Raw genomic sequence first — 24,489 nt, forward strand, 5'->3', positions numbered from 1 at the left:
GAGACATCTCGGTATCCAGGTGGCAGGTGCCCTACTCCGTCCTGCCGACGCTGAGCGATTCCTGAGAAATTCCTGGGTCCAGGACCTTTACCAACTCACCGAGTTCGTGATGAGGTGCGGTGGCGGTCAAGTAGAGGCCGCCCCTTGCGAGGCCTGGGGCCTCTTCGTAGTTCTCGGAGGAACACACACGTGAATCGACGCATCTCGGGCGTCATCGGTGCGGCCGCCAGCCTCTCGCTGGCGGCTTTTGCTGTGCCCGCATCTCTGTCGCCGGCCAGCGCGGTCCCGGCGGAGGCCGGGCAGGCACCGAACGCCCACCAGAAGCAGGACGACCGTCCCGACCCGAAGGCCAGCCACTGGCGCGCCCTCAAGCAAACGGCGGTCGAGCAGGTCGCCCGCGGCGAGAAGAAGCCGCAGGCCAAGGGCGGCGGCCAGGCGGTCCAGGTCGCCCCCGGTCAGTGGGTCGAGTACGGCACCCAGCAGACCGCCCAGCTGCTCACCTTCCTCGTCGACTTCGGCAACAAGGGGGACTCGCGGTTCCCGGACGCGCCGACCAGCGGTCCGGTGCACAACCAGATCCCGCAGCCGGCTGCTGACGACAACTCCACCTACTGGGAGCCGCAGTTCGACCGCGAGCACTACAAGGAGATGTTCTTCACCGGCCTGAAGGACCAGAACGGCGAGTCCTTCCGCGACGTCTACAAGGAGATGTCGAGCGGCCGCTTCGACCTCCAGGGCGACGTGAGCGACTGGGTCACCGTGCCCAACAGCGAGGCCTCCTACGGCCAGACCGAGTCCAACCAGGACATGACCCGGTTCATCCAGGACACGGCCGACGCGTGGTACGCCGACCAGCTGGCCCAGGGCAAGACCAAGGACGAGATCGTCGCCTACCTGAAGTCCTTCGACCAGTGGGACCGCTACGACCTCGACGGCGACGGCAACTTCAACGAGCCCGACGGCTACATCGACCACTTCCAGGCCATCCACGCCGGCACCGGCGAGGAGGCCGGCGCTCCGGAGTGGGCGATCTGGTCGCACCGCTGGGCGGTCAACCCCAGCGGCAAGCAGGGTCCGACCGACTTCGCGCACGCCGGCGGCATCAAGATCGGTGACACCGACCTCTGGATCCGTGACTACACCACCGAGCCGGAGAACGGCGGTCTCGGCGTGTTCTCCCACGAGTTCGGCCACGACCTCGGCCTGCCGGACTACTACGACACCGCAGGCGGCGACAACGGCACCGGCTTCTGGAACCTCATGAGCTCCGGCTCGTGGATGAACCACGGCACGGACACCATCGGTACGACGCCCAACCACATGGGTGCGACCGAGAAGCTGTTCCTCGGCTGGCTCGACTACGCCACCGTCGCGGCCGGCAAGAAGGCGAAGATCGACCTCGGTCCGTCCTACCACGCGACGAAGAAGCCGCAGGCGGTCTTCGTCGACCTGCCCGACGGCAAGGCGTTCACGGCGACCGGGCCGGCGTACTCCGGTGACAAGTACCTCTACTCGGGCACCGGCGACAACCGCACCGCCACCGGCACCTCGCCGAGCTTCACCGTGCCGGCCGGCGCCCAGCTGACCGCCAAGGTCAACTACGCCTTCGAGAAGGACTGGGACTACGCCTACGCGGAGATCTCGACCGACGGCGGCAAGACCTACACCCCGCTGGCGACCAACCTGTCGACCGACGTCAACACCAACAACCAGAACGACGGTCACGGCATCACCGGGACGTCGAGCGACCAGTGGGTCGACCTGACGGCCGACCTGTCGTCGTACGCCGGCCAGACCGCGACCCTCCGGTTCCGGTCGTTCAACGACCCGGGCTCGCACGAGCTCGGGCTCAAGGTCGACAACGTGGCCGTCGGCACCGCGCTGAGCACCGACTTCGAGAACGGCTTCGACGGCTGGACGCTCTACGGCTTCTACGGCATCAGCGGCGGCGGCTACAACACCGCCTTCAAGCAGTACTACCTCGCCGAGAACCGGGTCTACGCCGGCTACGACAAGACCCTCGCCGAAGGTCCGTACAACTTCGGCTGGCTCGTGAGCCACCCGGACCAGGTGGAGCGCTTCCCCTACCAGGACGGACTGCTGGTCTGGTACAAGAACGGGCTCTACTCGGACAACAACACCAAGCAGCACCCCGGCTACGGCCAGGCGCTGCCGGTCGACGCCCACCCGAAGGCGCTGAAGTGGTCCAACGGGGCGCTCGCCCGGGCCCGGATCCAGTCCTACGACATGACCTTCGGGCTGCAGAAGACCGACCCGCTCAGCCTGCACCTCGAGTCGGTCGTCAACGGCCAGACCGTCGCGAACACGCTGGTCCAGCCCTCGCAGCCGGCCGTGTCGACGTTCGACGACACGGACCCGAACGCCTACTACGACGCGTCGAACCCGCAGGGCTCGACCAAGGTGGCCGGCACCGGCACGAAGATCAAGGTGCTCTCGCAGAGCACGTCCGACGGGACGATGACCCTCCAGGTCAACTGACCGCTGACACACGCGGCCCCCACGCCCTCACGGGTGTGGGGGCCGCGTTGCGTCGTCAGAAGCTCCAGTAGAGCGGCGTCACCACGACGGTGACGACCATCGTCCAGATCAGGACGGGCACGCCGATGCGCCAGTAGTCGCCGAACCTGTAGCCGCCGGGGCCGTAGACCATCAGGCTCACGCCGTTGGCGAAGGGCGTCAGGAACGACGCGCTCGCGCCCATCGCCACCGACATCACCATCGGCAGCGCCGAGACGTCCATGTCGCTCGCCGTCGCGAACGCGATCGGCATCATCACCAGCGCGGTCGAGGTGTTGGAGATGAACTGCGTGATGATCGTCGCCGCCAGGAAGAGGCCGGTGAGCACGGCGGTCGGCCCCAGGTCGCCGAGCAGGCTGACGATGTGGTCGCCGATCATGCCGGCGGCACCGCTCTTCTCCATGGCCCGCGCGGGCGCGATCATCGCGCCGATGAGGAGGACGGTGTTCCAGTCGATGCCGCGGTAGACCTGGGGCAGGCGGACGACGCGGGTGATCACCACCAGGCACGCGCAGACGAGGCACGCGATGGGCGCGGGCGTGATGTCGAAGACCAGGAGCACGACCAGCAGTGCGAGGATGGCGAAGACCCGCTTCGCGCCGCGCCCGAGGGCGACCGCCTGGGTGCGGACCTCGTCGGGGGAGTCGATGACGATCAGCTGGGCGCTGGACAGGTAGCGCTCCAGCGCCGGCCAGCTGCCCTGCAGGAGCAGGTGGTCGCCGGAGCGGAGGGTGAGCCGCGGCCGGACCAGCTCGGCACCGCCACGCTGCACCGCCAGCACCATCACCTCGTGGTCGGCGCTGGTCATGCCCGGGAAGACGGTGCTCCCGATCATCGCCGACCGCTCCGGGACGACGGCCTCGGCCAGCCCCGAGTCCCGCGAGAGGAGTACGTCGCCCAGGGCCGCCTCGGCGCCGTGCTCCCGCACCTCCAGCCGGAGGTCGGCGGCCAGGCGGTCGACCTCGTGGCCGTCCCCGCGGACGAGGATCAGGTCGCCCGCCTCCAGAGCATCCCTCTCGAGCGGCCGGTCGTCCTCATGGTCGAGGACGGCCACGGCCCGCAGGCCGGCGTACGCCGCGAGGTCGAGGGCCTGGCGCGCCGTCCCGACGAGGGGAGAGGTCGGCGGCACGACCAGCCGGTGCAGGCCGTGCTCGAGGTTGTAGTGCTGCACGAGCGTCTGGGCGTGGCCGCTGAAGTCGGCGGGGATCGACTCGCTCTGCCGGACCGGCAGCAGCCGCTTGCCGAGGAAGACGACGATGAGGATGGCCCCGGCCAGCTGCGGGATGCCGAGGATCGCCCACTCGAAGAAGCCGATGTGGCCGGCCCCCGCCTCGTCGGCCTGGGTGGCCGCGATGACGTTGACCGGGGAGCCGAGCAGGGTGAGCTTCGCGCCCTTCAGGCAGGCGAGCGCGAGCGGGATCATGAGGAGCGACGGGGGCGTCCCGGTGCGGACGGCGATGATGACGGTGACGGGCAGCATCGCCGCGACCGCGCCGTTCATGCCAATGAGGCCGCTGAAGATCGCGGCGACCACCATGAGCGCGACGACCAGCGTCGTCTGGCTGCCGCCGGTCCGCCGCAGCAGCAGCTGGCCGGCCCAGGCGCCGACCCCGGTGAGCTCGACCGCGACGGCGATGGCGAGCAAGGAGGCGATGAGCACCACGACCGGGTCGCCGAACCCCGTCAGCGCCTCCGGCATGGTCAGCACCCCGGTGAAGTAGAGCGCCAGCGAGGCGCCGATCGCGACGACGACCGCCGGGACCGGGTTCCAGGCGAAGAGCACCAGCGCCAGCCCGATGATCGACAGCGTGATCGCGACGTCACTCATCAGGCGCGCCTTCAGTAGCCGAGCGCCGCACCGTCACCGCGCGGGTCCGCGCCCGCTTCGTAGAAGCCTTCCTCGCGATCGACGCGGATGGCCTGGGCGTGGCCCATGTTGTCGTTCCAGTCGGTGACCGCTTGGACGGGCTGTCCGCGCCGCTTGAGCTCCCGGACGACCTCGTCGCTGATCCGGCCCTCGAGGGACAGGTTGCGCGATGGCGTGCCCCAGGTGCGGCCCATCAGCCAGCGTGGCGCCTCGATCGCCTGCTGGACGTCGTAGCCGAAGTCGACCATGCGGGTCACCATCGCCACCTGCGACTGCGGCTGGCCCTCGCCGCCCATCGACCCGAACGCGAGATGCGGCCGGCCGTCCCGGAGGAGCAGAGCGGGAACCAGGGTGTGGAAGGTGCGCTTGCCGGGCTCCAGGTGGTTGGGGTGGTTCTCGTCCAGGGAGAAGAACGCGCCGCGGTTCTGCAGGATGATGCCGGTGTCGGCGCCCACGACCGCGCTGCCGAAGTCGTGGTAGATCGACTGGATGAGCGAGACGACCAGCCCGTCGGAGTCCGCGGCGTTGAAGTAGCACGTGTCACCGTCGGGCGGCCGCCGCTCGTGCGGGTGGGCGAAGGGGATCCCCGGCGGTACGGCGCTGATGTCGGCGGCCCGCTCGGGGTCGATGAGGCGGCGGCGCTGGTCGGCGTACTCCTTGCTGATCATGCGCTCGACCGGGATGTCGACGAACCGGGGATCGGTCAGCCACTCGTCGCGGTCGGCGAAGGCGATCTTCACCGCCTCGACGATGTGGTGGTAGTAGTCGGCGGTGCCGTCGCCCCAGGAGGCGACGTCGAAGCCCTCGACCAGGTTGAACAGCTGCAGCACCGCGAAGCCCTGGGTGGCCGGCGGCATCTCGTAGACGTCGTAGCCGCGGTAGCTCGTGGTGATCGGCTCCACCCACTCCGCCTCGTAGTCGGCGAAGTCGCCGCCGGCCAGCGGCGAGCCCTGCGACTGCAGCGCCCCGGCGATCCGCTCCGCGGTGCTGCCGCCGTAGAAGCCCTCCCGCGCGCCCAGGCTCGCGAGCCGCTCGAAGGAGCGGGCGAGGTCGGCCTGCACGAGCCGCCGACCCTCGCGCAGCACCCGGCCTCCGGGCAGGTAGATGGCAGCGGTCTCGGGCTGCCGCTCCAGGATCGGCCGGTCCTGGACCAGCCAGTCGGCGAGCGAGCGGCTGACCGGCATGCCGTCGCGGGCGTACCCGATGGCGGCCTGGAAGAGCGAGTCCCACGGGAGCCTGCCGTACCTCTCGTGGGCCAGCCGCCAGCCGTCGACGGCACCGGGAACCGTCAGGGCCGCGAGCGCGCCGCGCGAGGGGATCTCCCCGTTGGAGCTGCGCGACCGGTAGTGGTCGAGCGTCGCGCCGGCCGCGGCCGGCCCGCTCGCGTCGATGGCCCGTACGCCGCCCGTCGGCTCGGCGACCAGCCAGAAGCCGTCCCCGCCGAGGCCGGCCATGTGGGGGTAGACGACGCAGAGGACCGCGTTGGCGGCGATCGCGGCGTCGACGGCGCTGCCGCCGCGCTGGAGCGCCTCGAGCCCGGCGGAGCTGGCCAGGTAGTGCGGCGTGGACACGACGCCGTTCGCCGCACAGGTCGGAGGACGGCCGGTGCGCGGGCCGTTCGGATGACTCATCAACGCCTCCTGGGTCGGCTAGGACGTGCGGTCGTCGTACTCCATGCCCATGTCGGTGGGCTGGTCGGTCGAGTGGTCCATGAAGCGGGTCCAGATCGGCAGCACGCCGGCCACGACCACCGCGACCAGTCCGAGGATCCAGACCGCGGTGCTGTCGTGGTCGGTGCCGAGGCTGATCACGGGGAAGGCGAGGATGAGCAGCGCGAACGACGTCGTCTCGATGATCAGCTTCTTGTCCATGGTCAGCTCACGTTCACGAGGATGATGGTGGCGATGCCGGTGAGCACCAGGACGACGGCCGTCCAGCCGATCGTCAGCCGCAGCACCGAGCCCTCCTGGCCCTTGATGCCGGCGATGCTCGTGCCCAGGACGATGTTGGCCGGGGCGACCGCGTTGCCGTAGGCGCTGCCGGCGGCCTGGGCGGCGATGATCGCCTCGGGCCGCAGGTCGTGCAGCAGGGCGACGTCGTACTGGACGCGACCGAACAGCACGTTGGACGCCGTGCTCGACGACGTCATGAAGGCACCGAGGGCGCCGATCACGCTCGCGATGAACGCATACATCGTCGGTGGCGAGACGTCGGCGATCCCGTGCGCGATGGTCAGCGTCTGGCCGCTGTGGTCGAGGATGCGACTGGTCACCAGGAAGCAGATCACCGGGACGGAGGCCGGGATGGCGTCGACGAGCAGCGCCAGGCCGAGCCGCTCCCTCTCGGCGACGCGCCCCCAGGCCGTGTAGTAGCCGCGGCTGCGGTAGACGATCCAGACGACGATCGTCGTGACGAGCAGCATCGTGCCCGGGTGGGTGAGCACCGTGATCGGCGAGTACTCGTCGATCGCCGCGTTGTGGACGCCGTAGCCGGTCGTGACGTCGGGGAACGGCAGACCCACGCGCCACCGGGTCAGCTGGTCGTTGAGCGGGTCGATCAGCAGCGCGCTCAGCGTGACGATCGGCAGGACGACGTACGGCAGTGCCGACCAGCCCAGGCTCATCACCGGCGGGTGCTCCTGCTCGGCGTCGAGCCCGCGCTCGGCCATCGCGGGCCGGTTCGGGATGCCGGTGATCGGGTCGCGGTAGCGGCGCCAGCGCGAGAGCGGGTAGAGCGCCACGAGCGCGACGGCGGCGGCGAGGAAGGTGGAGAGCTCGGGGCTGAACAACGTCGCGAGCATCTGCCCGACGCCGAGGATGGTGCCGAGGATCAGCACCAGCGGCCACGCGTGCTTGACCGCGGGCCAGCGGCCGTAGAGCCAGACGACCAGCAGGCCGCCGAGGTAGCAGGAGATGAGGATCAGCAGGCCGGACTCGAAGGCGGCGCGGGTGACGTCGTAGGAGTTCTCGCCGTCCTCGCCGGCGGTGACCCGGAGGGTGGCGAGCCAGCCGACGCCCAGGGTGCCGAAGAAGCGGGCCCACGCGTGGGCGAGCACGCCGAACGCCACCGCGTAGACCGGCCGCACGCCGACCGCCATCAGCAGCGGGACGACCACCGCCACCGGCGCGCCGAAGCCGGCGATGCCCTGGAGGAACGAGGAGAAGACCCAGGCCAGCGCGAGGATGATGAAGAGCTCGTTGCGGCTGAACCGCGAGATGCCCTTGCGCAAGGCGTCGTAGGCGCCCGCCTGCTTGGTGACCTGATAGAGCATCAGCGCCGGCCAGATCACGTAGAGGATGAAGATCGCGTCCCACACGCCCTTGCCGGTGGCCACGGTGAGCGTGTGCCAGGGCGTCTTGAAGGCCGCGAGCGCCACGATCCCGGCGATGAACATCGCGACGGGCGCGGCCTCGGGTGCCCGCCAGCGCAGTGGCACGAGGAGGACGAGCAGCGCCACGACCGGCAGGATCGCCAACACCCAGTGGAGGACATCGACAGGTACATCCATCGTCACGAGCCTCCCGAGAAGGATCACGAGTCAAGCTGTGCTGCGTCTCACACTGTAGCCACAGCGTCCGTCCGTCAGACCAACGAGCGGTAGATGGCCACGGTCTTCTCGGCGATCGCGCCCCAGCTGAACGCCTCGATCGCCCGGCGCCGGCCGGCCCGGCCCATCTCCGCCGCGCGCTCCGGCTCGGCGACCAGCTCGTTGAGCGCGGCCGAGAAGTCGGCGACGTAGGCGGCCGGGTCGACGGGGGTCCCGGTGCCATCGGTCAGCTGCTCGATCGGCACCAGCAGGCCCGTCGTACCGTGCTGGACGACCTCGGGGATGCCGCCGGTCGCGGTCGCGACGACGGCCGCCTCGCAGGCCATCGCCTCGAGGTTGACGATGCCGAGCGGCTCGTAGACCGACGGGCACGCGAAGACCGTCGCCGTGCTGAGCAGGGCGACGACGTCGGCCCGTGGCAGCATCTCGGCGATCCAGACGACGCCCGAGCGGGTCGCGCGGAGCTCCTCGACGAGGCCGACGACCTCGGCCTCGATCTCGCGTGTGTCGGGCGCGCCCGCACAGAGGACGACCTGGACGTCGTCGGGGAGGGAGGCGACCGCGCGCAGGAAGTAGGGCAGCCCCTTCTGTCGGGTGATCCGCCCGACGAAGACCACCGACCTGCGGTCCGGGTCGACGCCGAGCGCGCGCACCCGGTCGGGGTCGTCGACGGGCTGCCACAGGTCGGTGTCGATCCCGTTGTGCACGGTGTGCACGCGGTCGGGGTCCACCGCGGGGTAGGCGCGCAGCACGTCCTCGCGCATGGCACTGGAGACGGCGATCACCGCCGCGGCCGCTTCGAACGCCGTCCGCTCGGCCCAGCCGCTCAGGGCGTAGCCGCCGCCCAGCTGCTCGGCCTTCCACGGCCGCAGCGGCTCGAGCGAGTGCGCCGTCAGGACGTGCGGGATGCCGTGCAGCAGGGCGGCCAGGTGGCCGGCCAGGTTGGCGTACCACGTGTGCGAGTGCACCAGGTCCGCCCCGGCGCAGGCGTCGGCGATCGCCAGGTCGACACCGAAGGTCCGCAGGGCGGCGTTCGTGTCGCTGAGCGCCGGCAGGTCGGCGTAGGAGAAGGTGCCCGGCTCGTCGCGGGGCGCACCGAACGCGCGCACGACCGTCTCGACGTCGCTCGTGGCCCGCAGCGCCCTGACCAGCTCGGCGACGTGGACCCCCGCGCCGCCGTAGATCTCGGGCGGATACTCCTTGGAGAGGATGTCGACGCGCACGGCGTCACGCTACCGTTTCGACATGGCACTGCCTCTTCGCAAGAAAGTGTTCACGATCGTGCTCGCCGGCGGAGAGGGCAAGCGGCTGATGCCGCTGACCGCCGACCGTGCGAAGCCGGCCGTGCCGTTCGCCGGGACCTACCGGCTCATCGACTTCGCGCTGTCGAACGTCGTCAACTCCGGGTCGCGCCAGGTCGTGGTGCTGACGCAGTACAAGTCGCACTCCCTCGACCGGCACGTCAGCCAGACCTGGCGGATGTCGACGCTGCTCGGCAACTACGTCGCCTCGGTGCCGGCCCAGCAGCGCGTCGGCAAGAACTGGTACCTCGGCAGTGCCGACGCCATCTACCAGTCGCTCAACCTCATCGGCGACGAGAAGCCGGAGATCGTCGTCGTGGTCGGCGCCGACCACGTCTACCGGATGGACTTCTCGCAGATGATCCAGGCGCACTGCGAGTCGGGCGCACCCTGCACGGTCGCCGCGATCCGGCAGCCGATCGAGCTGGCCGACCAGTTCGGGGTCATCGACGTCGACCCGGAGGACCCGCCGCGCATCCGGGAGTTCCTCGAGAAGCCGAAGAACCCGGTCGGCCTCCCGGACAGCCCGGGGGAGGTGCTCGCCTCGATGGGCAACTACGTCTTCGACGCCGACGCGCTGGTCGAGGCCGTCACCCGCGACGCCACCGAGATCGGCTCCAAGCACGACATGGGCGGCGACATCGTCCCGGCGTTCGTGCGCCGCAACCAGGCGGCCGTCTACGACTACCGCGACAACCAGGTGCCCGGCTCGACCGACCGCGACCGCGGCTACTGGCGCGACGTCGGGACGCTGCGCTCCTACTACGACGCCCACCTCGACGTGGTCTCCCCGCTGCCGGTGTTCAACCTCTACAACTACGACTGGCCGATCTACACCTCCCACGGTCCCTACCCGCCCGCGAAGGTCGTGCACTCCAATGTCGACGAGGTGCTGCTGTCGCCGGGCGTCGTCGTGAGCGGCGGCTCGGTCCAGCGGTCGGTCCTGTCGCCCGGCGTCTACATCGCGGGCGCCGACGTGACCGGCTCGGTGCTGATGAACGACGTCCACGTCGGGGAGGGCGCCGTCGTACGCAACGCCATCCTCGACAAGAACGTCGTCATCCCGCCGGGCGCCCGGGTCGGCTGCGACCCCGAGGAGGACGCCAAACGGGGGTTCGTGGTCCAGGACGGCCTCACCGTCGCCGGCAAGGACCAGCCCTACGACTGACCGTTGAGTGTCTCGACCACCCCTGGGTGGTCGGGACACTCAAGCCTCGGGGAGGACGCCGGCGGCGCGGGCGGGAGCGGCGTAGGCCTCGGCCAGGGACGCGACGGTCTCGTGGGCGTTGAGGCCGCTGGGGTTGGGGACGACCCAGACCTCGGCGTCACCCCAGGCGGGGTCATGCGGTTGCCGCCCGGCCAGGGACTTGGGCTGCCCGAACGCGGAGCGGAACGCGGTGATCCCGGCGACCGCGACGACCCGCGGCCGCTCGCGCCGGACCAGCTCCTGCAGGCGGAGGCCGCCCTCGACGAGCTCGGCCTTGGAGAGCTCGTCGGCGCGGGCGGTGGCTCGGTGCACGACGTTGGAGATGCCGACGCCGCGGCCGACGAGGTGGGCGCGGTCGGCGTCGGTCATCCCGGCGGCCGGGTCGATGGCGTGGGTGATGATGCCGGCGGCGTACAAGGCGGGGTAGAAGCGGTTGACCGGGTGCGCGAAGTGGGTCTGGGTCGCGGCCGTCCAGAGCCCCGGGTTGATGCCCACGAACAGCAGGCGCAGGTCGGGACCGATGAGGTCGGGGACGGTGGCGTCGCGGAAGGACTCCAGCTCGGCGCGGGTGAAGCGGCGGGTCACGCGGTCACCCTGCCACGGCGTACGCCGGCCCCGGGAACCAGGCTGACGGGGATAACGTCTCATCGTCATGACGCGACTTCTCGGTGTGCTGACGGCGGTGCTGCTCCTCGCGGCCTGCGGGAATGGCTCGTCCCCGGGCGACGCTCCCGCGACCCGGACCGCGCAGCCCGACACCGGCTTCGTCGCGAGCGAGCGGCTCGTCTCGCAGACGGCCGGCGGCGGAGCGGTCGCCGACCGGGCGACACCGCTCCCCGACGCCGCCGCCGTCGCCGCGTTCACCCGGGACTTCGAAGCGGCGCTGGCGGCGAAGGTGCGCGCTGCGGCAGGCGCGATCTCCGTCGCCTCCGGACAACAGCTCCTCGGGCAGGTCGTGAGCGTCGGCTGCGACGTCCCGCCCGGCGTCACCGTCGAGCGCGATCCCCTCGCCGTGCGGGCCGACCCGGTCGCCTCCCCGAAGAAGGAGTGCTTCGCGCCCGTGACAACGGTGGCGCTCGTCGTGGTCACGGCGGGCTAGGCCGGGCCCGCCTCCCACCGCTGCGGTGCCGCGATGACTAGCGTGTGCGTTCGTGGAGCCGTGGAACACCTTCGTCGAGGGCGACAACCTCGAGGTGCTCCGTCGCTTGGCGCAGGAGGGCGAGCGGTTCGACCTCGTCTACATCGACCCGCCCTACAACACCGGCAACGACTTCGCCTACGTCGACGACATCCGTGGCGCCGACGGCCGGCGCCGCGGCCGGCACGACGCGTGGGTGGCGATGATGCGGCCGCGACTGGAGGCCGCGCGGGCGGTGATGAGCGAGCGGGCGGCGATCTACGTCAGCATCGACGACAACGAGGCGGCGTACCTCCGGCTCCTGCTCGACGACGTCTTCGGCGAGGAGTCCTTCCTCGCGCAGGTGGTCGTCAACCTCAACCCCAAGGGCCGCCAGCTCGGCGGCGGGTTCGCGACGTCGCACGAGTACCTCCTCGTCTACGCCCTCGACCCCCGGACCTGCGCGCTCGACGCGAGCAGTGCCGACCTGGTCGACGAGCGCGACTTCCCGCTCGTGGACGCGGCCGGGCGGCGCTACCGCCACCTGCCGCTGCGCAACACCAACAAGAAGTTCAACCCGGTCACCGCCCCCACCCTCCACTTCCCCGTGTACGGCGACCCGGAGTCCGGCCGCGTCGCGACCGCTCCGTTCGACGGGTCCCACGAGGTGACGCCGGTCTTCGGCGACGGGAGGCCGGCGGTCTGGCGCTGGTCGCGGCCGCTGATCGACGAGCGCCCCGACGACCTGGTCTGCCGCCGGATCGCCGGGCGGCAGGGGGAGCGGGTCGACGTGTTCCAGCGCGACTGGCTGCACGGCGTCGACGGTGGCGGGCGGCGGAAGAAGCTGCGCACGATCTGGCTCGCCGAGGAGGTCGGCTCGACCGACACCGCCGTCGCGGAGCTCAAGGCGCTGGTCGGCCACGTCTTCGAGTCGCCGAAGCCGACCGGCCTGATCCGCCGCATCCTGGCGACGATGCCGGACGACGCACGGGTGCTCGACTTCTTCGCGGGGTCAGGCACGACGGGTCACGCGGTCGCCCTCGCCAACGTCGCCGACGGCGGTCGCCGCTCCTGTCTCAGCGTCAACTCCGCCGAGCCGACCCGACCGGGCTCCAATGCCGCCAACGCCGGCCTGCTGACCGTCGCCGACATCACCCGCGCCCGGCTGCGCGCCGTGGCCGCCGCGGTCGGCGGTGGCCTCGACGAGCGCTCCTGACCCCTCTGCCAAGATTCGAGTCATGCAGCGGGACGTCCTCGACGGTTGGCGCCACCGGGGGCGTACGTCGGTCAGGGCCCGCCTCATCCGGTGGCGATCGAAGCGCTGGGCGATCGCGCAGTGCGCGGTCGCGGCCGGCGTGGCGTGGTTCGTGGCGCACGACGTGCTCGGCCACCAGGCGCCGCTGTTCGCCTCGATCGCGGCGGTGGTCAGTCTCGGGACGTCGTACGGCCAGCGGCTGCGGCGGGTCGCGGAGGTCACGATCGGCGTCGCCATCGGTGTCCTCCTCGGCGACCTGCTGGTCAGCTGGCTCGGCTCGGGTGCCTGGCAGATCACCCTGATCGTCGGGCTCGCGATGTCGGCGGCCCTGCTGCTCGATGCCTCGCAGCTGTTCGTCAACCAGGCCGCGGTCCAGTCGATCTTCGTGGCGACGCTGGTGCCCACGTCGGGTGCGGCGGTGCTGCGCTGGACCGACGCGCTCGTCGGCGGCGGTGTCGCGCTGCTGGCCGCGTCCGTCGTCCCCGCCGCGCCGCTGCGCCGCCCGCGCGAGCGGGCGGCGGTCGTCATCCGCAAGATCGCCCAGCTCCTGCGGGCCGCCGGGGACGTCATGCTCGAGGCCGACGCGGTGCACGGGATGGCCGTGCTCGCCGAGGCCCGGTCGACCGACGGTCTGATCCGGGAGCTGCAGGCGGCCGCCGACGAGGGCATGGCGGTCGTGGCCTCGTCGCCGTTCCGGGTCAGGCACAAGCCGTCGGTGCGGCACATGGCGGACCTCGTCGAGCCGCTCGACCGGGCGCTGCGCAGCACGCGCGTCCTGGTCCGTCAGGTGGCGGTCGCCGCCTACCGTGGCCGCCCGGTACCGGCGTCCTACGCCACCCTCGCCTTCGACCTGGCCGACGCCAGCGACGTACTCGCGGAGGAGCTGGTCAAGGCGCGCGGCACCTCGGAGTTCGCCGAGGCGGCCCGTCCTGCGCTGCTCGCGCTCGGCGAGGCGTCGGCCGCCGTGGAGCGCAGCAGCGAGATGACCGCCGAGGGGGTCCTGCTGCAGCTGCGCAGCGTCATCGTCGACCTGCTGCAGCTCACCGGGATGGGGCAGTTCGAGGCGACCGACGCCATGCCGCCCCCGCCGCGCTGACCACGAGCCCTACCGCAGCGACTCGCGCAGCTCCCGCACCACCGAGTCGACGACCGCGACCAGGTCGCCATGCGTCTGCTCGGCGACCACGCGCTGCCGCTGGTACGACGCCCCGCGACTCACGACGTCGGCGACGGAGGCCAGCTCGGGAGCGCAGCCGAGCCGCTTCGCGACCGGCTCGAGCCGGACGAGCAGGTCGGCCAGGTCGTCGGTGACGAGTCGCTCGTTCGACCTCTCGTCGAGGATGACGATCGCGTCGAGCCCGTAGCGCGCGGCCCGCCACTTGTTCTCCTGCACGTGCCAGGGCGGCATGGTGGTCAGCTGCTCGCCGGCCGCGGCCCGCGCGTCGAGGTCGACGACGAGGCAGTGGGCGAGGGCGACGACGGCGGCCAGGTCGTCGAAGGTCGAGACACCGTCGCAGATGCGGTTCTCGAGCGTGCCGAGGTGGGGCGAGGGCCGCAGGTCCCACCTGATCTCCGACAGCTCGTCGATGACCCCGGTGGTCAGCTGGTCGGACGCGAACGACTCGAACTGCTCCCACGTCTCGAACTGGAACGGCAGGCCGGCCGTCGGGAGCTGCTGGAACATCAGCGCCCGGTTGGACGCGTAGCCGGTGTCGACGCCCGCCCAGATCGGGCTGGAGGCCGAGAGCGCCTGGAAGTGCGGGTAGTAGGTGAGCAGCCCGGACAGCACCGGCATCACCCGCTCCTGCGCCGGCAGCCCCACGTGCACGTGGACGCCCCAGATGAGCATCTGCCGGCCCCACCACTGGGTGCGGTTGATCAGCTCCTCGTAGCGGTGGCCGGGGGAGAGCTGCTGCTGGGTCCAGCTCGCGAACGGATGCGTCCCGGCGCCGTAGAGGTCGACGCCGAGGTCGTCGCACGCCGAGACCACCGGAGCCATGCTGCGGCGCAGGTCGTCCATCGCGGCGGCGACGGTGGGGCAGATCCCCGTCACGAGCTCGACGGTGTTGCGGAGCAGCTCCTGGTGGAGGCGGCCGGGGTCAGGCATCCGCGCCTTCGCGCGGGCGAACAGGTGGGCTGCGTTGTTGGACAGGTCACGCGTCTGCCGGTCGACGAGCGCGAGCTCCCACTCCACGCCGAGCGTGGGCTCCGGGGACGGATGGAAGTCGATCCGCACGGGCCCAGGTTCCCATGCCCCCGGCCGTGCATGCCGCTGCCGTGCCTGGCAACCTTCGAGCGTGGACGCACGAGAGGTGAACCTGACCTTCGACTTCTGCCTCAAGGTCGGCGAGCTGTTGCTCTCATCGGGCGCCGGCGCCGCCGACGTGACGGCGACCATGCGGGCGCTGGCGCGTCACCTCGGGCTACGCAGCGCCGACGTCGACATCACGTTCACCAACCTCGAGATGGCCTACCAGGAGAGCCCGGACATGGTCCCGGTCTTCGCCACCCGGCAGGTCAAGCAGCGGGCCATCGACTACGAGGACCTCACCCGCGTCGACCACCTGGTGCGCGCGGTGCTGCGCGACGACGTCGATCTCAAGGACGCCCGCAGCGAGCTCGCCCGGATCATCTCGACCGGGCACGGGCGACACCGCTGGGCGGTCACGGCGGGACTCGCCGTGATGGCCGCGGGTGTGGCCGTGCAGCTCGGCGGCGCCGGGCCGGTCGTCGTACTCGCCGCTCTGGCCGCGACGGTCATCGACCGGCTGCAGCTCGTCATGGGCCGGCGGCGGGTGCCGGTGTTCTACCAGCAGATCGCGGGCGCGGGCGTCGCCTCGCTGCTGGCGGTGTGCGTCGCCGTGCCGTTCGACCTCGAGGTCTCGACCGCCATCACCGCCAACATCATCGTCCTGCTCGCCGGGCTCGGGTTCATGGGCGCGCTCCAGGACGCCCTGACCGGCTTCTACATCACCGCCGGGGCGCGGATCACCGAGGTGATCCTGTCGACCGCGGGCATCATCGCCGGCGTCAGCGGCGGTATCTCGGTGGCGCGGGCCTGCGGGCTCCACCTCCCCGAGATCGTGCCGGCCGCCGTGGACCTCAGCTCGGTCAGCCGGGCGCTCTTCGGCGCCGCCGTGGGCGCCGCCGCGTTCGCCTACGTCTCCTACGGGCCGCTGCGCAGCCTGCTGCCGATCGCCGTGATCGCGGCGCTCGCGGAGGGCGTCACGCTCGGCTTCCCGGACGAGTTCGCCGGCACCTGGGCGGTCGCCGCGGCGGCCTTCTTCGTCGGTCTGGTGAGCTATTGGGTCTCCGGCCGGCTCCGGGTGCCGCCGCTGGTCATCGTCGTACCGGCGGTCGTCCCGCTGCTGCCCGGCCTGTCCATCTACCGCGGCCTGACCCTGCTCACCGGCCGTGGCGACGAGGGCACGTCGCCCGGCCTCCTGGCGATGTTCACCGCCGCCTCGATCGCGGTCGCCCTCGCGTCCGGCGTCATCCTCGGCGAGTACGTCGCCCAGCCGCTGCACCGCGGGACCCGGCGCCTGGAGAGCCGGCTGGCCGGCCCGCGCCTGGTCGGCCCGATCAACCCGACCATCGGGCGCCGCAGCCGTCGCCAGCGGGCCCGTCGCGAGGCGCGGCGGGCCGCCGAGTCGGCCATGGTCGACTGACGGTCCTCTCCGCTGCCCGGGGCGCCGGCGTCGAGGTCAGCCGTGCTTCTTGGGCATCACGCGCTTCGCCCCGAACGCGACGATGTCCTGGTAGCGCGAACCCGTGAACTTGCCGAAGTTGTGGATGAGGTGGGCATCGAGGCCGACCAGCACCCGGGCCTGGTTCTTGAGGATGCCCTTCACGATGATCTCGGCCGCCTTCTCGGGCGGCATCTTGGCGAGCTTCTCGTCGAAGAACTTCGCGGAGGCGGAGGGGTCGTCCTTGGCCGAGTAGCGCGCCGAGCGGGCGACGGCGGTCTTGATGCCGCCGGGGTGGACCGACGTCACGCCGACCCGGTGACCGTCGATGAGCATCTCCTCGCGCAGCGCCTCGGTGAAGCCGCGCACGGCGTACTTCGCCGCGTTGTAGAAGGACTGGTCGGGCATCGACACCAGCCCGAACAGCGACGAGATGTTGACGATGTGGGCGTCACCGGACTCGATGAGCGCCGGCAGGAAGAGCTTGGTGCCGTGGACGACGCCCCAGAAGTCGATGCCGATGATCCAGTCGATGTCGTCCCACTCGAGGTCGTTGACCCGCCCGGACAGGGCCACCCCGGCGTTGTTGACGACGACGTTGACCCGACCGAAGTGGGCGAGCACCTCGTCGGCGTACGACCGGAACGCCGCGCGGTCGGCGACGTCGAGCCGGTCCGACTTCACCTGGACGGCGCCGGCCTGCTTCGCCAGCTCGACGGTCTCGGCGAGGCCTGCCTCGTTGACGTCGGAGAGGGCGAGCAGCCCCCCGCGGCGGGCGATGTCGACCGCCAGCGCGCGCCCGATGCCGGAGCCGGCACCGGTGATGACGACGACCTTGTCCTTGAGCGACTTCATGCGTTCACGATCTCCTGATCCTCGGTGGTCCCGCCCGCGTCGTCCTGAGCCTGTCGAAGGGCGGGGACCCGGGCGCTGACGGTGTAGCTCTTGACGTCGAAGCTGCGCAGCAGGCGGCGGAGGACGAAGGTCGTGCGCGGCCAGAGGGTGGTGTTGCGGCCGTGCTCGTCGAGGTACCACGACGAGCAGCCGCCGCTGCTCCACACGGTCGATGCCATCCGGGCCTGCAGGTCGGTGTTCCACGCGGCGAACGCGGCCTCGGTCGGCTCGACCGTCGCGTACTGGTTGATTCGCATGCTCCGCAGCGCGTCGCGGATGTAGCGCACCTGCGACTCGATGACGAAGACCATCGAGCTGTGGCCCAGGCCGGTGTTGGGCCCGACGATGAAGAAGAAGTTGGGAAACCCCGGAACCGTCGTGCCCTTGTAGGCAGCGGTGCCGGTCTCCGCGAAGCGGTCGGCCAGCAGCTTGCCCTCGCGGCCTCGCACGTGGTGAGCGATCGGCAGGTCGGTCGTGTAGAAGCCGGTCGCCACGATGAGTACGTCGACCGGCCGCTCCGTGCCGTCGGCGGTCACGATCGCGTCGCCGGTGACCTTTGCGATCGGGTCGGTCACGACGTCGCAGTTGTCGGCGTCCAGCGCGGGGTAGTAGCTGTTGGAGATGAGGATCCGCTTGCAGCCGATCTCGTAGGTCGGGGTGACCTTCTCGCGCAGGAGCGGGTCGCTGATGCCCTTCTCGATGTTCTTGCGGGCGGCGCGTTTGGCCGGCGCGGCGAGCGCGGGCTTCCAGGTGAACGCCGGCACGTAGGCCTCGCGGCCCCAGTAGATCGCGGTGCGGGCGGCGCGCTGCAGGCCCGGCACGTGGCGGAGAGCGCGCTTCTCGAACGACGAGTAGTGGTGCTCGTTGCGGGGGATCACCCACGGGGCGGTGCGCTGGTAGACGTCGAGGTGTCCCGCGACCTTCTGGACCTCCGGCACGATCTGGATCGCGCTCGCGCCGGTGCCGATGACCGCGACCCGCTTGCCGGCCAGGTCGACGTCGTGGTCCCACCGGGCGGAGTGGAAGATCTCGCCCTGGAAGTCGGCGATCCCCTCGATCTCGGGCAGCCGCGGCTCCGAGAGCGCGCCGGCCGCCGCCATCACCGTGCGGGCGGCGTACGTCGTCGGGCCGTCGGGACCGTCGGTGCGCACGATCCACCGCTGGCTGTCCTCGTCCCACGTCGCGTCGGTGACCAGCGTGTCGAACACGAACCGGTCCAGCACCCGCGACTCGCGGGCCACGCGCTGGATGTAGGCCTGGATCTCCGGCTGCGGCGAGTAGCTCATCGACCAGTCGGGGTTCGGCGCGAACGAGAAGCTGTAGAGCTGGCTCGGCACGTCGCACGCGGCGCCGGGGTAGGTGTTGTCGCGCCAGGTGCCGCCGACGTCGCCGGCCTTCTCGACGACGACGAAGTCGCGCTCGCCGTCCTCGTCGAGCTGGATCGCCGCGCACAGGCCGCCGAAGCCGGCGCCGATGATCAGGTGGTCCACGAGCTGGGTCATGGCGACCACCGTAGGGAGGTTGTTGAACGAGCGTCAATAGCGGTGTTGAACATTTTTCAATAGAGTGGCGGTCGTGACCACGGCACCGCGTACCCGGCTCCGCTCCGACGAGCGCCGTGCGCAGCTGCTCGACCTCGGCGTGCGGCTCTTCGCGACGCGCTCGCTCCCCGAGATCTCCATCGACCTGCTCGCGGAGACGGCAGGCATCTCCCGCGGGCTGCTCTACCACTACTTCGGAGGGCTGGCCGGCTTCCAGGAGGCGGTCGTCCGCCGCGCGGCCGCCGACCTGATCGCCCGTACCGCGCCGCCCGCCGAGGGCGACGCGTTCGAACGACTGCTGGTCTCGGTGCGCGCCTACGTCGAGTTCGTCGACGAGAACTACGAGGGCTACCTCTCCCTCGTGACCGGGGCCAAGAGCGGCAACGAGTCGCTGCGGGCCATCTACGACGAGGCCCGCGCCGCGCTCACCGACCGGATCTTCGCCTCCGACAGCGACCACCTGCTCGAGGACAACGCGTCGATGCGGCTCCTCGTGCGCGGCTGGTCGGCGCTCGCCGAGGAGATGGTCCTCGACTGGAAGGTCAATGGCGGGGTGGATCGCGAGGAGCTGGTCGGCCTGATCACCGGGGCGCTGGCGGCGCTCGCGGGGGTAGGGGTGGCGGGCGAGTCGTCCTTGACGGATGCATGACCGCCCGGCGCCGGCTCTCCGCCCCCGCGGGCACGGCGCCGACGGCCTGCTCGGGGTCCGACGGGTACCCGCAACGCCCGGGGGTGGGCTCGAACCAGGGACCCGGCCAGGGCGTCGACCACCGGGACTTCGGCGGGCAGGGCTCCGACGGTGGCGCCGTGATCCGGTACGTCGAGCTGAGCTCCGCGCGTTCACAGGACTGGCACAGGTCGACCGTGCACTCTTGACCCATGAGTGACCAGAGCAACGGGCCGACCGGTCGGCCGCCGGTCGACCCGCCGGGATCGGTGCCGCCGGGATCGGTGCCGCCGGGTTCGGCGTACCCGCCCCCCGGGAACCAGCCCCCCGGGCCGGATCCCTACGGCGCCTACGCCTCGGGCGGCGCCTACGGAGCCGGCGGTCCCGCTGGCCCCGCCGGCCCCGCCGGCCCGACCCACCCGATGCCGCAGTGGTATCCCGCCACCCCGCGGCAGCCGTTCCGCGACCGGATCGTCAAGCTCTGGATCGCGCTCGTCGCGGCACTCGTCTGCCTGCTCGTGGGCCTGGGGATCGGCATCGCGATCGGGCACGCCGTCGGGCACGACGACGACCGGATGCCCGGCCGCTACCGGATGTTCCCGGGCGACGGCTTCGGTCCTCGCGACGGTCAGCGGTTCGGCTTCCGCAACGGGCCGGGGCAGAACGGCATCCCCAGCCCCGGCCAGGTGCCGTCGCCGCAGCAGCCGAGCCCGAGCCCGACCGGCTGAGCCGGCGTACGGCTCGCCGTCGGCAGGGAGCCGCCCGCGCCGCCGCTGACCGGCGATCGGGGAGAATGGCCGCGTTATGACTGAATCCCCGGTCCCGCAGCTGACCATCACCTATCCCGAGCAGCTGCCGGTCACCCAGCGCCGTGAGGACATCGCCGCCGCGATCCGCGACCACCAAGTGGTGATCGTGGCGGGCGAGACGGGGTCCGGGAAGACGACCCAGCTGCCGAAGATCTGCCTCGAGCTCGGGCGGACGATGATCGGCCACACCCAGCCGCGCCGGATCGCGGCGCGCTCGGTCGCCGAGCGGATCGCCGAGGAGCTCGGCACCGAGCTGGGCGACCTGGTCGGCTACCAGGTGCGGTTCACGGACCGTACGTCGAGGGCCAGCCGCGTCAAGCTGATGACCGACGGCATCCTGCTGGCCGAGCTGCAGCGCGACCGGGACCTGCGCCGCTACGACACGATCATCATCGACGAGGCGCACGAGCGGTCGCTCAACATCGACTTCCTCCTCGGCTACCTCAGGCGGCTGCTGCCGCGCCGGCCCGACCTCAAGCTCATCATCACCAGCGCGACCATCGACCCGGAGCGGTTCGCCGCGCACTTCTCCGCGGCCGACGGCACGCCGGCGCCGATCATCGAGGTCAGCGGGCGCACCTACCCGGTCGAGGTCCGCTACCGGCCGCTGATGGAGCTGCCCGAGGCCGACGAGGAGGGGGAGCCCGTCGTCCGGGACCAGACCGAGGCGATCGTCGACGCCGTCAAGGAGCTCTCAGCCGAAGGCCCGGGCGACATCCTCGTCTTCCTGCCCGGCGAGCGGGAGATCCGCGACACGGCCGACGCACTCTCCTCCGGCCTGGGGCTGGACCGTGGCCGGAGTGCCGGGCTGGTCGAGATCGTCCCGCTCTACTCCCGCCTCTCCGCGGCCGAGCAGCACCGCGTGTTCTCCTCCCACACCGGCCGCCGGATCGTGCTGGCCACCAACGTCGCCGAGACGTCGCTGACGGTGCCCGGGATCAGGTACGTCGTCGACAGCGGGGTCGCCCGGATCAGCCGCTACTCGGCGCGGACGAAGGTGCAGCGACTGCCGATCGAGCCGATCAGCCAGGCCAGCGCCAACCAGCGCTCCGGCCGGTGCGGCCGTGTCGAGGCCGGCATCGCCGTCCGGCTCTACTCCGAGGAGGACTTCGAGGCCCGCCCGGAGTTCACCGACCCGGAGATCCTGCGGACCAACCTCGCCAGCGTCATCCTCCAGATGGCCTCGCTCGGACTGGGCGACATCGAGCGGTTCCCGTTCGTCGAGGCGCCGGACCGGCGCAACATCGCGGCCGGCGTCCAGCTGCTCGAGGAGCTCGGTGCCCTGGGTCTCGACACGCCTGCTCGTTCCTCGCGGGCTACTCGACCAGCGGACGGGTCCGGCCGTCGAGCAGCGAGCGCCGGCGAGCGTTTCGAGACCTCCACAGGTCCACGGCTCACCAAGCTCGGACGGCGCCTCGCCCGGCTGCCCATCGACCCGCGGCTGGCCCGGATGGTGCTCGAGGCGGAGCGGCTGGGCGTCGTACGGGAGGTCATCGTGATCGCCGCTGCGCTGAGCCTGCAGGACCCGCGCGAGCGGCCCGGCCCGGACCGCCCGAAGGAGCAGGCGCAGGCCGACCAGTCGCACGCCCGGTTCAAGCACGAGTCCAGCGACTTCCTCACCTGGCTGAACCTCTGGCGCTACCTGCGCGAGCAGCAGCGCGAGCTGTCCTCCAGCGCGTTCCGCCGGATGTGCCTGCGCGAGCACCTGCACTACCTGCGCGTGCGCGAGTGGCAGGAGTTCGAGTCGCAGCTGCGGCAGGTCTGCAAGGAGATGGGGATCCAGATCGGGCCTGGTCTCGAGGCTCGCTCCGCTCGCACCTCGACCAGCGGCAGCGAGGGAGGCGCGGTGGACGAGGACGGCATCCACCAGGCGCTGCTGTCGGGGTTGCTCTCCCAGATCGGCGTCCTCGAGGAGCGCGACAGGGCCTCGACCGGCTCGACCAACGACCGGCGCGAGCGCGGCAAGCGGCCTGGGCCGCGGGAGTACCTCGGCGCCCGCAACACCAAGTTCGCGATCTTCCCCGGCAGCGTCCTGAGCCGGAAGAACCCCGGCTTCGTCATGGCCGGCGAGCTCGTCGAGACCGGTCGGCTCTGGGCCCGCCAGGTGGCGGCGGTCAAGCCCGAGTGGGCCGAGCGGCTGGCCGGCGACCTGGTCAAGCGGAGCTATTCGGAGCCGCACTGGAGCCGCCGGCGGGCGGCGGTGATGGCGCACGAGAAGGTCACCCTGTACGGCGTCCCGCTGGTCGCCGACCGGCTCGTCCCCTACGGCCGGGTGGATGCCGAGGTGGCGCGCGAGCTGTTCATCAGGCACGCGCTCGTCCAAGGGGAGTGGAGCAGCAACCACCGGTTCCTGCGCGACAACGCGAAGCTCCTCGAGGAGGCCCGGGAGCTGGAGCACAAGGCCCGACGCCGCGACATCGTCGTAGACGAGCACGCGCTCTTCGACTTCTACGACGCTCGAGTCGGCGCGGGCGTCGTCAGCGGCGCGCACTTCGACCGCTGGTGGAAGGACAAGCGCCGCGAGGATCCGAGCCTCCTGACGTTCGACCCGGCGATGCTGGCGCGTGACGTCGACGTCTCCGACTACCCCGAGGAGTGGCTGGCCGGCGACGCCTCCAGCCCCTTGACGTTCAAGGTCAGCTATCACTTCGAGCCGGGCGTGGCCGAGGACGGCCTCACCATCGACATCCCCGTCGGCACGCTCAACCGCGTCGAGGGCGAGGACTTCTCCTGGAACGTCCCCGGACTGCGGGAGGAGCTCGTCACGACGCTCATCCGCAGCCTGCCGAAGCAGCTGCGGGTGCACTTCGTGCCGGCGCCCGACAAGGCGCGCGAGTTCCTCGCCACCGTCCCGCCGGGCGAGGAGGGTCTCCTCGACGCGCTCGAGCGATGGGGGCGCAGCACGGCCGGCGTCGTCATCCCGCGCGAGGCGTGGGACTGGTCGAAGGTCCCGGAGCACCTGCGGCCGACGTACCGCGTCGTCGACGAGAGGGGCCGTGAGCAGGCCCGCGGCAAGGACCTCGAGGCGCTGAAGGCGCCCCTCGCCGGCGAGTTCCGCAAGGCGATCGCGGAGGTGGCCGGCGACGCGGGTCTCACCGCGACCGGGCAGACGTCGTGGACGTTCGGGACGATCCGCCGCACGGTCACCGAGAAGCGTGCGGGCCACGAGGTCACCGTGCACCCGTGCCTGGTCGACGAGGGGGCGAGCGTCGGGTTGACCGTCGTCGGCACCGAGGAGGAGGCCGAGGCGCGGCATCGGCTGGGCGTCGTACGCCTGCTCCTGCTGGGCCTCGACCGGCTCGACCACCGGGGAACCGCCAAGCGCATCCTCGACTCGCTCAGCACCACCGACAAGCTCGGTCTCGCGGCCGCGCCGTACCCGTCCGCGGCCGACGTCATCGAGGACTGCCGGGCCGCTGTCGTGCGCGCGGTCGTCGACGCGCGGCCGGCGGCCCGGTCCGAGGAGGAGTACGACGCCCTGCTGGCCGCGCTCGGCACCGCCGCCGAGCACGAGGCGGCCGTGCGCGCCGTCCTCGGCGACGCCCTCCGCGCCCTCGCCGCGCATCGCGAGGCCGACAAGGCGCTGTCGGGTCGGGTCGACATGTATCAGCTGCCCGCCGTCACCGACATGAAGGCGCAGCTCGCCCGGCTCACCGCGCCGGGCTTCATCGCCGAGGCCGGCCCCACGTGGCTGCGTCGCTTCCCGACCTACCTCCAGGCGATCGTCATCCGCCGGCGCCGGCTCGACGAGAGCCTCCGCGCGGACGCCGACCTGATGGCGCGGTTCACCGACCTGCAGGAGCTCTACCTCCACCAGGTCGCGGCGCTGCCCGGCGGCCGTCCGCCGGGGGACCGGCTGCGCGAGGTGCGGTGGCTGCTGGAGGAGTACCGCGTCTCGCTGTGGGCGCAGCAGCTCGGTACCGCGGTGACGGTGAGCGACGCCCGCATCCGCAAGCTGCTCGCCGTGTGAGGCGCCGCACCTGAGGTGAATGACGGCCGTCGCGTTTCGTGAGGCCCCGGATCGGGCACAGTCCCTTCTGGATCGGCCCCGGGGCCGACG

At 71.4% G+C, this 24,489-nt stretch carries 18 protein-coding genes; 9 read left to right on the forward strand and 9 right to left on the reverse strand.

What is annotated here, in order from left to right; all coding sequences use genetic code 11:
- The first annotated feature begins 189 nt into the window (after positions 1 to 189).
- Positions 190 to 2,499, forward strand: coding sequence for an immune inhibitor A domain-containing protein (locus QDS12_RS11370; RefSeq protein WP_279879100.1), 2,310 nt, complete (start codon positions 190 to 192; stop codon positions 2,497 to 2,499).
- A 55-nt stretch (positions 2,500 to 2,554) separates the two neighbouring features.
- On the opposite strand, the gene QDS12_RS11375 is transcribed toward QDS12_RS11370, so the two are convergent.
- From QDS12_RS11375 to glgA, 5 genes are all read right to left on the reverse strand, one after another.
- Positions 2,555 to 4,366 carry an SLC13 family permease gene (locus QDS12_RS11375; protein WP_279879101.1) on the reverse strand — a complete coding sequence of 604 codons (1,812 nt, stop codon included), beginning with the start codon at positions 4,364 to 4,366 and terminating at the stop codon, positions 2,555 to 2,557.
- An 11-nt stretch (positions 4,367 to 4,377) separates the two neighbouring features.
- Positions 4,378 to 6,036, reverse strand: a complete 1,659-nt coding sequence (ggt, locus tag QDS12_RS11380; protein WP_279879102.1) for a gamma-glutamyltransferase — start codon at positions 6,034 to 6,036, stop codon at positions 4,378 to 4,380.
- An 18-nt stretch (positions 6,037 to 6,054) separates the two neighbouring features.
- Positions 6,055 to 6,276: a hypothetical protein gene (locus QDS12_RS11385; protein WP_279879103.1), complete on the reverse strand. Its 222-nt coding sequence runs from the start codon at positions 6,274 to 6,276 to the stop codon at positions 6,055 to 6,057.
- A gap of 2 nt (positions 6,277 to 6,278) precedes the next feature.
- Positions 6,279 to 7,913 (reverse strand): L-lactate permease, encoded by a 1,635-nt coding sequence (locus QDS12_RS11390; RefSeq protein WP_279879104.1) that lies wholly within the window; start codon positions 7,911 to 7,913, stop codon positions 6,279 to 6,281.
- Between the two features lie 74 nt (positions 7,914 to 7,987).
- On the reverse strand, positions 7,988 to 9,175 hold the full coding sequence (glgA, locus tag QDS12_RS11395) for a glycogen synthase (protein WP_279879105.1): 1,188 nt from the start codon (positions 9,173 to 9,175) through the stop codon (positions 7,988 to 7,990).
- Between the two features lie 22 nt (positions 9,176 to 9,197).
- Here glgA and glgC point away from each other — a divergent pair, with 22 nt between their 5' ends.
- On the forward strand, positions 9,198 to 10,421 hold the full coding sequence (gene glgC, locus QDS12_RS11400; RefSeq protein ID WP_279879106.1) for a glucose-1-phosphate adenylyltransferase: 1,224 nt from the start codon (positions 9,198 to 9,200) through the stop codon (positions 10,419 to 10,421).
- A 39-nt stretch (positions 10,422 to 10,460) separates the two neighbouring features.
- Here the strand turns inward: glgC and QDS12_RS11405 are convergent, their stop codons facing one another.
- Positions 10,461 to 11,045, reverse strand: coding sequence for a mismatch-specific DNA-glycosylase (locus QDS12_RS11405; protein ID WP_279879107.1), 585 nt, complete (start codon positions 11,043 to 11,045; stop codon positions 10,461 to 10,463).
- 67 nt (positions 11,046 to 11,112) lie between these two features.
- Between QDS12_RS11405 and QDS12_RS11410 the strand changes: the two genes are divergently transcribed.
- Genes QDS12_RS11410 through QDS12_RS11420 form a run of 3 tightly spaced genes read left to right on the forward strand, consistent with a single transcriptional unit; the run spans position 11,113 to position 13,928 of the window.
- Entirely contained in the window at positions 11,113 to 11,559 is a 447-nt protein-coding gene (locus tag QDS12_RS11410) for a hypothetical protein (protein ID WP_279879108.1), read from the forward strand.
- A gap of 52 nt (positions 11,560 to 11,611) precedes the next feature.
- Positions 11,612 to 12,793 (forward strand): site-specific DNA-methyltransferase, encoded by a 1,182-nt coding sequence (locus QDS12_RS11415; RefSeq protein ID WP_279879109.1) that lies wholly within the window; start codon positions 11,612 to 11,614, stop codon positions 12,791 to 12,793.
- 22 nt (positions 12,794 to 12,815) lie between these two features.
- Entirely contained in the window at positions 12,816 to 13,928 is a 1,113-nt protein-coding gene (locus QDS12_RS11420) for an FUSC family protein (protein ID WP_279879110.1), read from the forward strand.
- A 9-nt stretch (positions 13,929 to 13,937) separates the two neighbouring features.
- On the opposite strand, the gene QDS12_RS11425 is transcribed toward QDS12_RS11420, so the two are convergent.
- Entirely contained in the window at positions 13,938 to 15,068 is a 1,131-nt protein-coding gene (locus tag QDS12_RS11425) for a glutamate--cysteine ligase (protein ID WP_279879111.1), read from the reverse strand.
- A gap of 61 nt (positions 15,069 to 15,129) precedes the next feature.
- Between QDS12_RS11425 and QDS12_RS11430 the strand changes: the two genes are divergently transcribed.
- Complete coding sequence (locus QDS12_RS11430) at positions 15,130 to 16,500, forward strand: threonine/serine exporter family protein (RefSeq protein ID WP_279879112.1); 1,371 nt, start codon at positions 15,130 to 15,132, stop codon at positions 16,498 to 16,500.
- Positions 16,501 to 16,536: 36 nt separating this feature from the next.
- Here QDS12_RS11430 and QDS12_RS11435 read toward each other — a convergent pair whose 3' ends face one another.
- Positions 16,537 to 17,373, reverse strand: a complete 837-nt coding sequence (locus tag QDS12_RS11435; RefSeq protein WP_279879113.1) for an SDR family NAD(P)-dependent oxidoreductase — start codon at positions 17,371 to 17,373, stop codon at positions 16,537 to 16,539.
- Positions 17,370 to 18,914, reverse strand: a complete 1,545-nt coding sequence (locus tag QDS12_RS11440) for an NAD(P)/FAD-dependent oxidoreductase (protein ID WP_279879114.1) — start codon at positions 18,912 to 18,914, stop codon at positions 17,370 to 17,372. Before QDS12_RS11440 ends, QDS12_RS11435 begins: the two co-directional genes overlap by 4 nt.
- 73 nt (positions 18,915 to 18,987) lie before the next feature.
- On the opposite strand from QDS12_RS11440, the gene QDS12_RS11445 reads away from it, so the two are divergent.
- The 3 genes from QDS12_RS11445 to hrpA all read left to right on the forward strand — a co-directional run bounded on the left by QDS12_RS11445 (position 18,988) and on the right by hrpA (position 24,399).
- Entirely contained in the window at positions 18,988 to 19,602 is a 615-nt protein-coding gene (locus QDS12_RS11445; RefSeq protein ID WP_279879115.1) for a TetR/AcrR family transcriptional regulator, read from the forward strand.
- 230 nt (positions 19,603 to 19,832) lie between these two features.
- Positions 19,833 to 20,348 carry a hypothetical protein gene (locus QDS12_RS11450; protein ID WP_279879117.1) on the forward strand — a complete coding sequence of 172 codons (516 nt, stop codon included), beginning with the start codon at positions 19,833 to 19,835 and terminating at the stop codon, positions 20,346 to 20,348.
- Positions 20,349 to 20,424: 76 nt separating this feature from the next.
- Positions 20,425 to 24,399 (forward strand): ATP-dependent RNA helicase HrpA, encoded by a 3,975-nt coding sequence (gene hrpA, locus QDS12_RS11455; RefSeq protein ID WP_279879118.1) that lies wholly within the window; start codon positions 20,425 to 20,427, stop codon positions 24,397 to 24,399.
- Positions 24,400 to 24,489: the final 90 nt, after the last annotated feature.

It is taken from the genome of Nocardioides sp. CER19, assembly GCF_029846275.1.
Classification (GTDB): Bacteria; Actinomycetota; Actinomycetes; order Propionibacteriales; family Nocardioidaceae; genus Nocardioides.

Excerpts from the sequence above, each read along its gene's own strand:
- glgC (WP_279879106.1), top strand. The coding sequence starts at position 9,198 with ATGGCACTGCCTCTTCGCAAGAAAGTGTTCACGATCGTGCTCGCCGGC.
- QDS12_RS11440 (WP_279879114.1), bottom strand. The coding sequence starts at position 18,914 with ATGACCCAGCTCGTGGACCACCTGATCATCGGCGCCGGCTTCGGCGGC.
- QDS12_RS11450 (WP_279879117.1), top strand. The coding sequence starts at position 19,833 with ATGAGTGACCAGAGCAACGGGCCGACCGGTCGGCCGCCGGTCGACCCG.
- QDS12_RS11375 (WP_279879101.1), bottom strand. The coding sequence starts at position 4,366 with ATGAGTGACGTCGCGATCACGCTGTCGATCATCGGGCTGGCGCTGGTG.
- QDS12_RS11420 (WP_279879110.1), top strand. The coding sequence starts at position 12,816 with ATGCAGCGGGACGTCCTCGACGGTTGGCGCCACCGGGGGCGTACGTCG.
- hrpA (WP_279879118.1), top strand. The coding sequence starts at position 20,425 with ATGACTGAATCCCCGGTCCCGCAGCTGACCATCACCTATCCCGAGCAG.
- QDS12_RS11390 (WP_279879104.1), bottom strand. The coding sequence starts at position 7,913 with ATGGATGTACCTGTCGATGTCCTCCACTGGGTGTTGGCGATCCTGCCG.
- QDS12_RS11385 (WP_279879103.1), bottom strand. The coding sequence starts at position 6,276 with ATGGACAAGAAGCTGATCATCGAGACGACGTCGTTCGCGCTGCTCATC.
- QDS12_RS11410 (WP_279879108.1), top strand. The coding sequence starts at position 11,113 with ATGACGCGACTTCTCGGTGTGCTGACGGCGGTGCTGCTCCTCGCGGCC.
- QDS12_RS11435 (WP_279879113.1), bottom strand. The coding sequence starts at position 17,373 with ATGAAGTCGCTCAAGGACAAGGTCGTCGTCATCACCGGTGCCGGCTCC.
- ggt (WP_279879102.1), bottom strand. The coding sequence starts at position 6,036 with ATGAGTCATCCGAACGGCCCGCGCACCGGCCGTCCTCCGACCTGTGCG.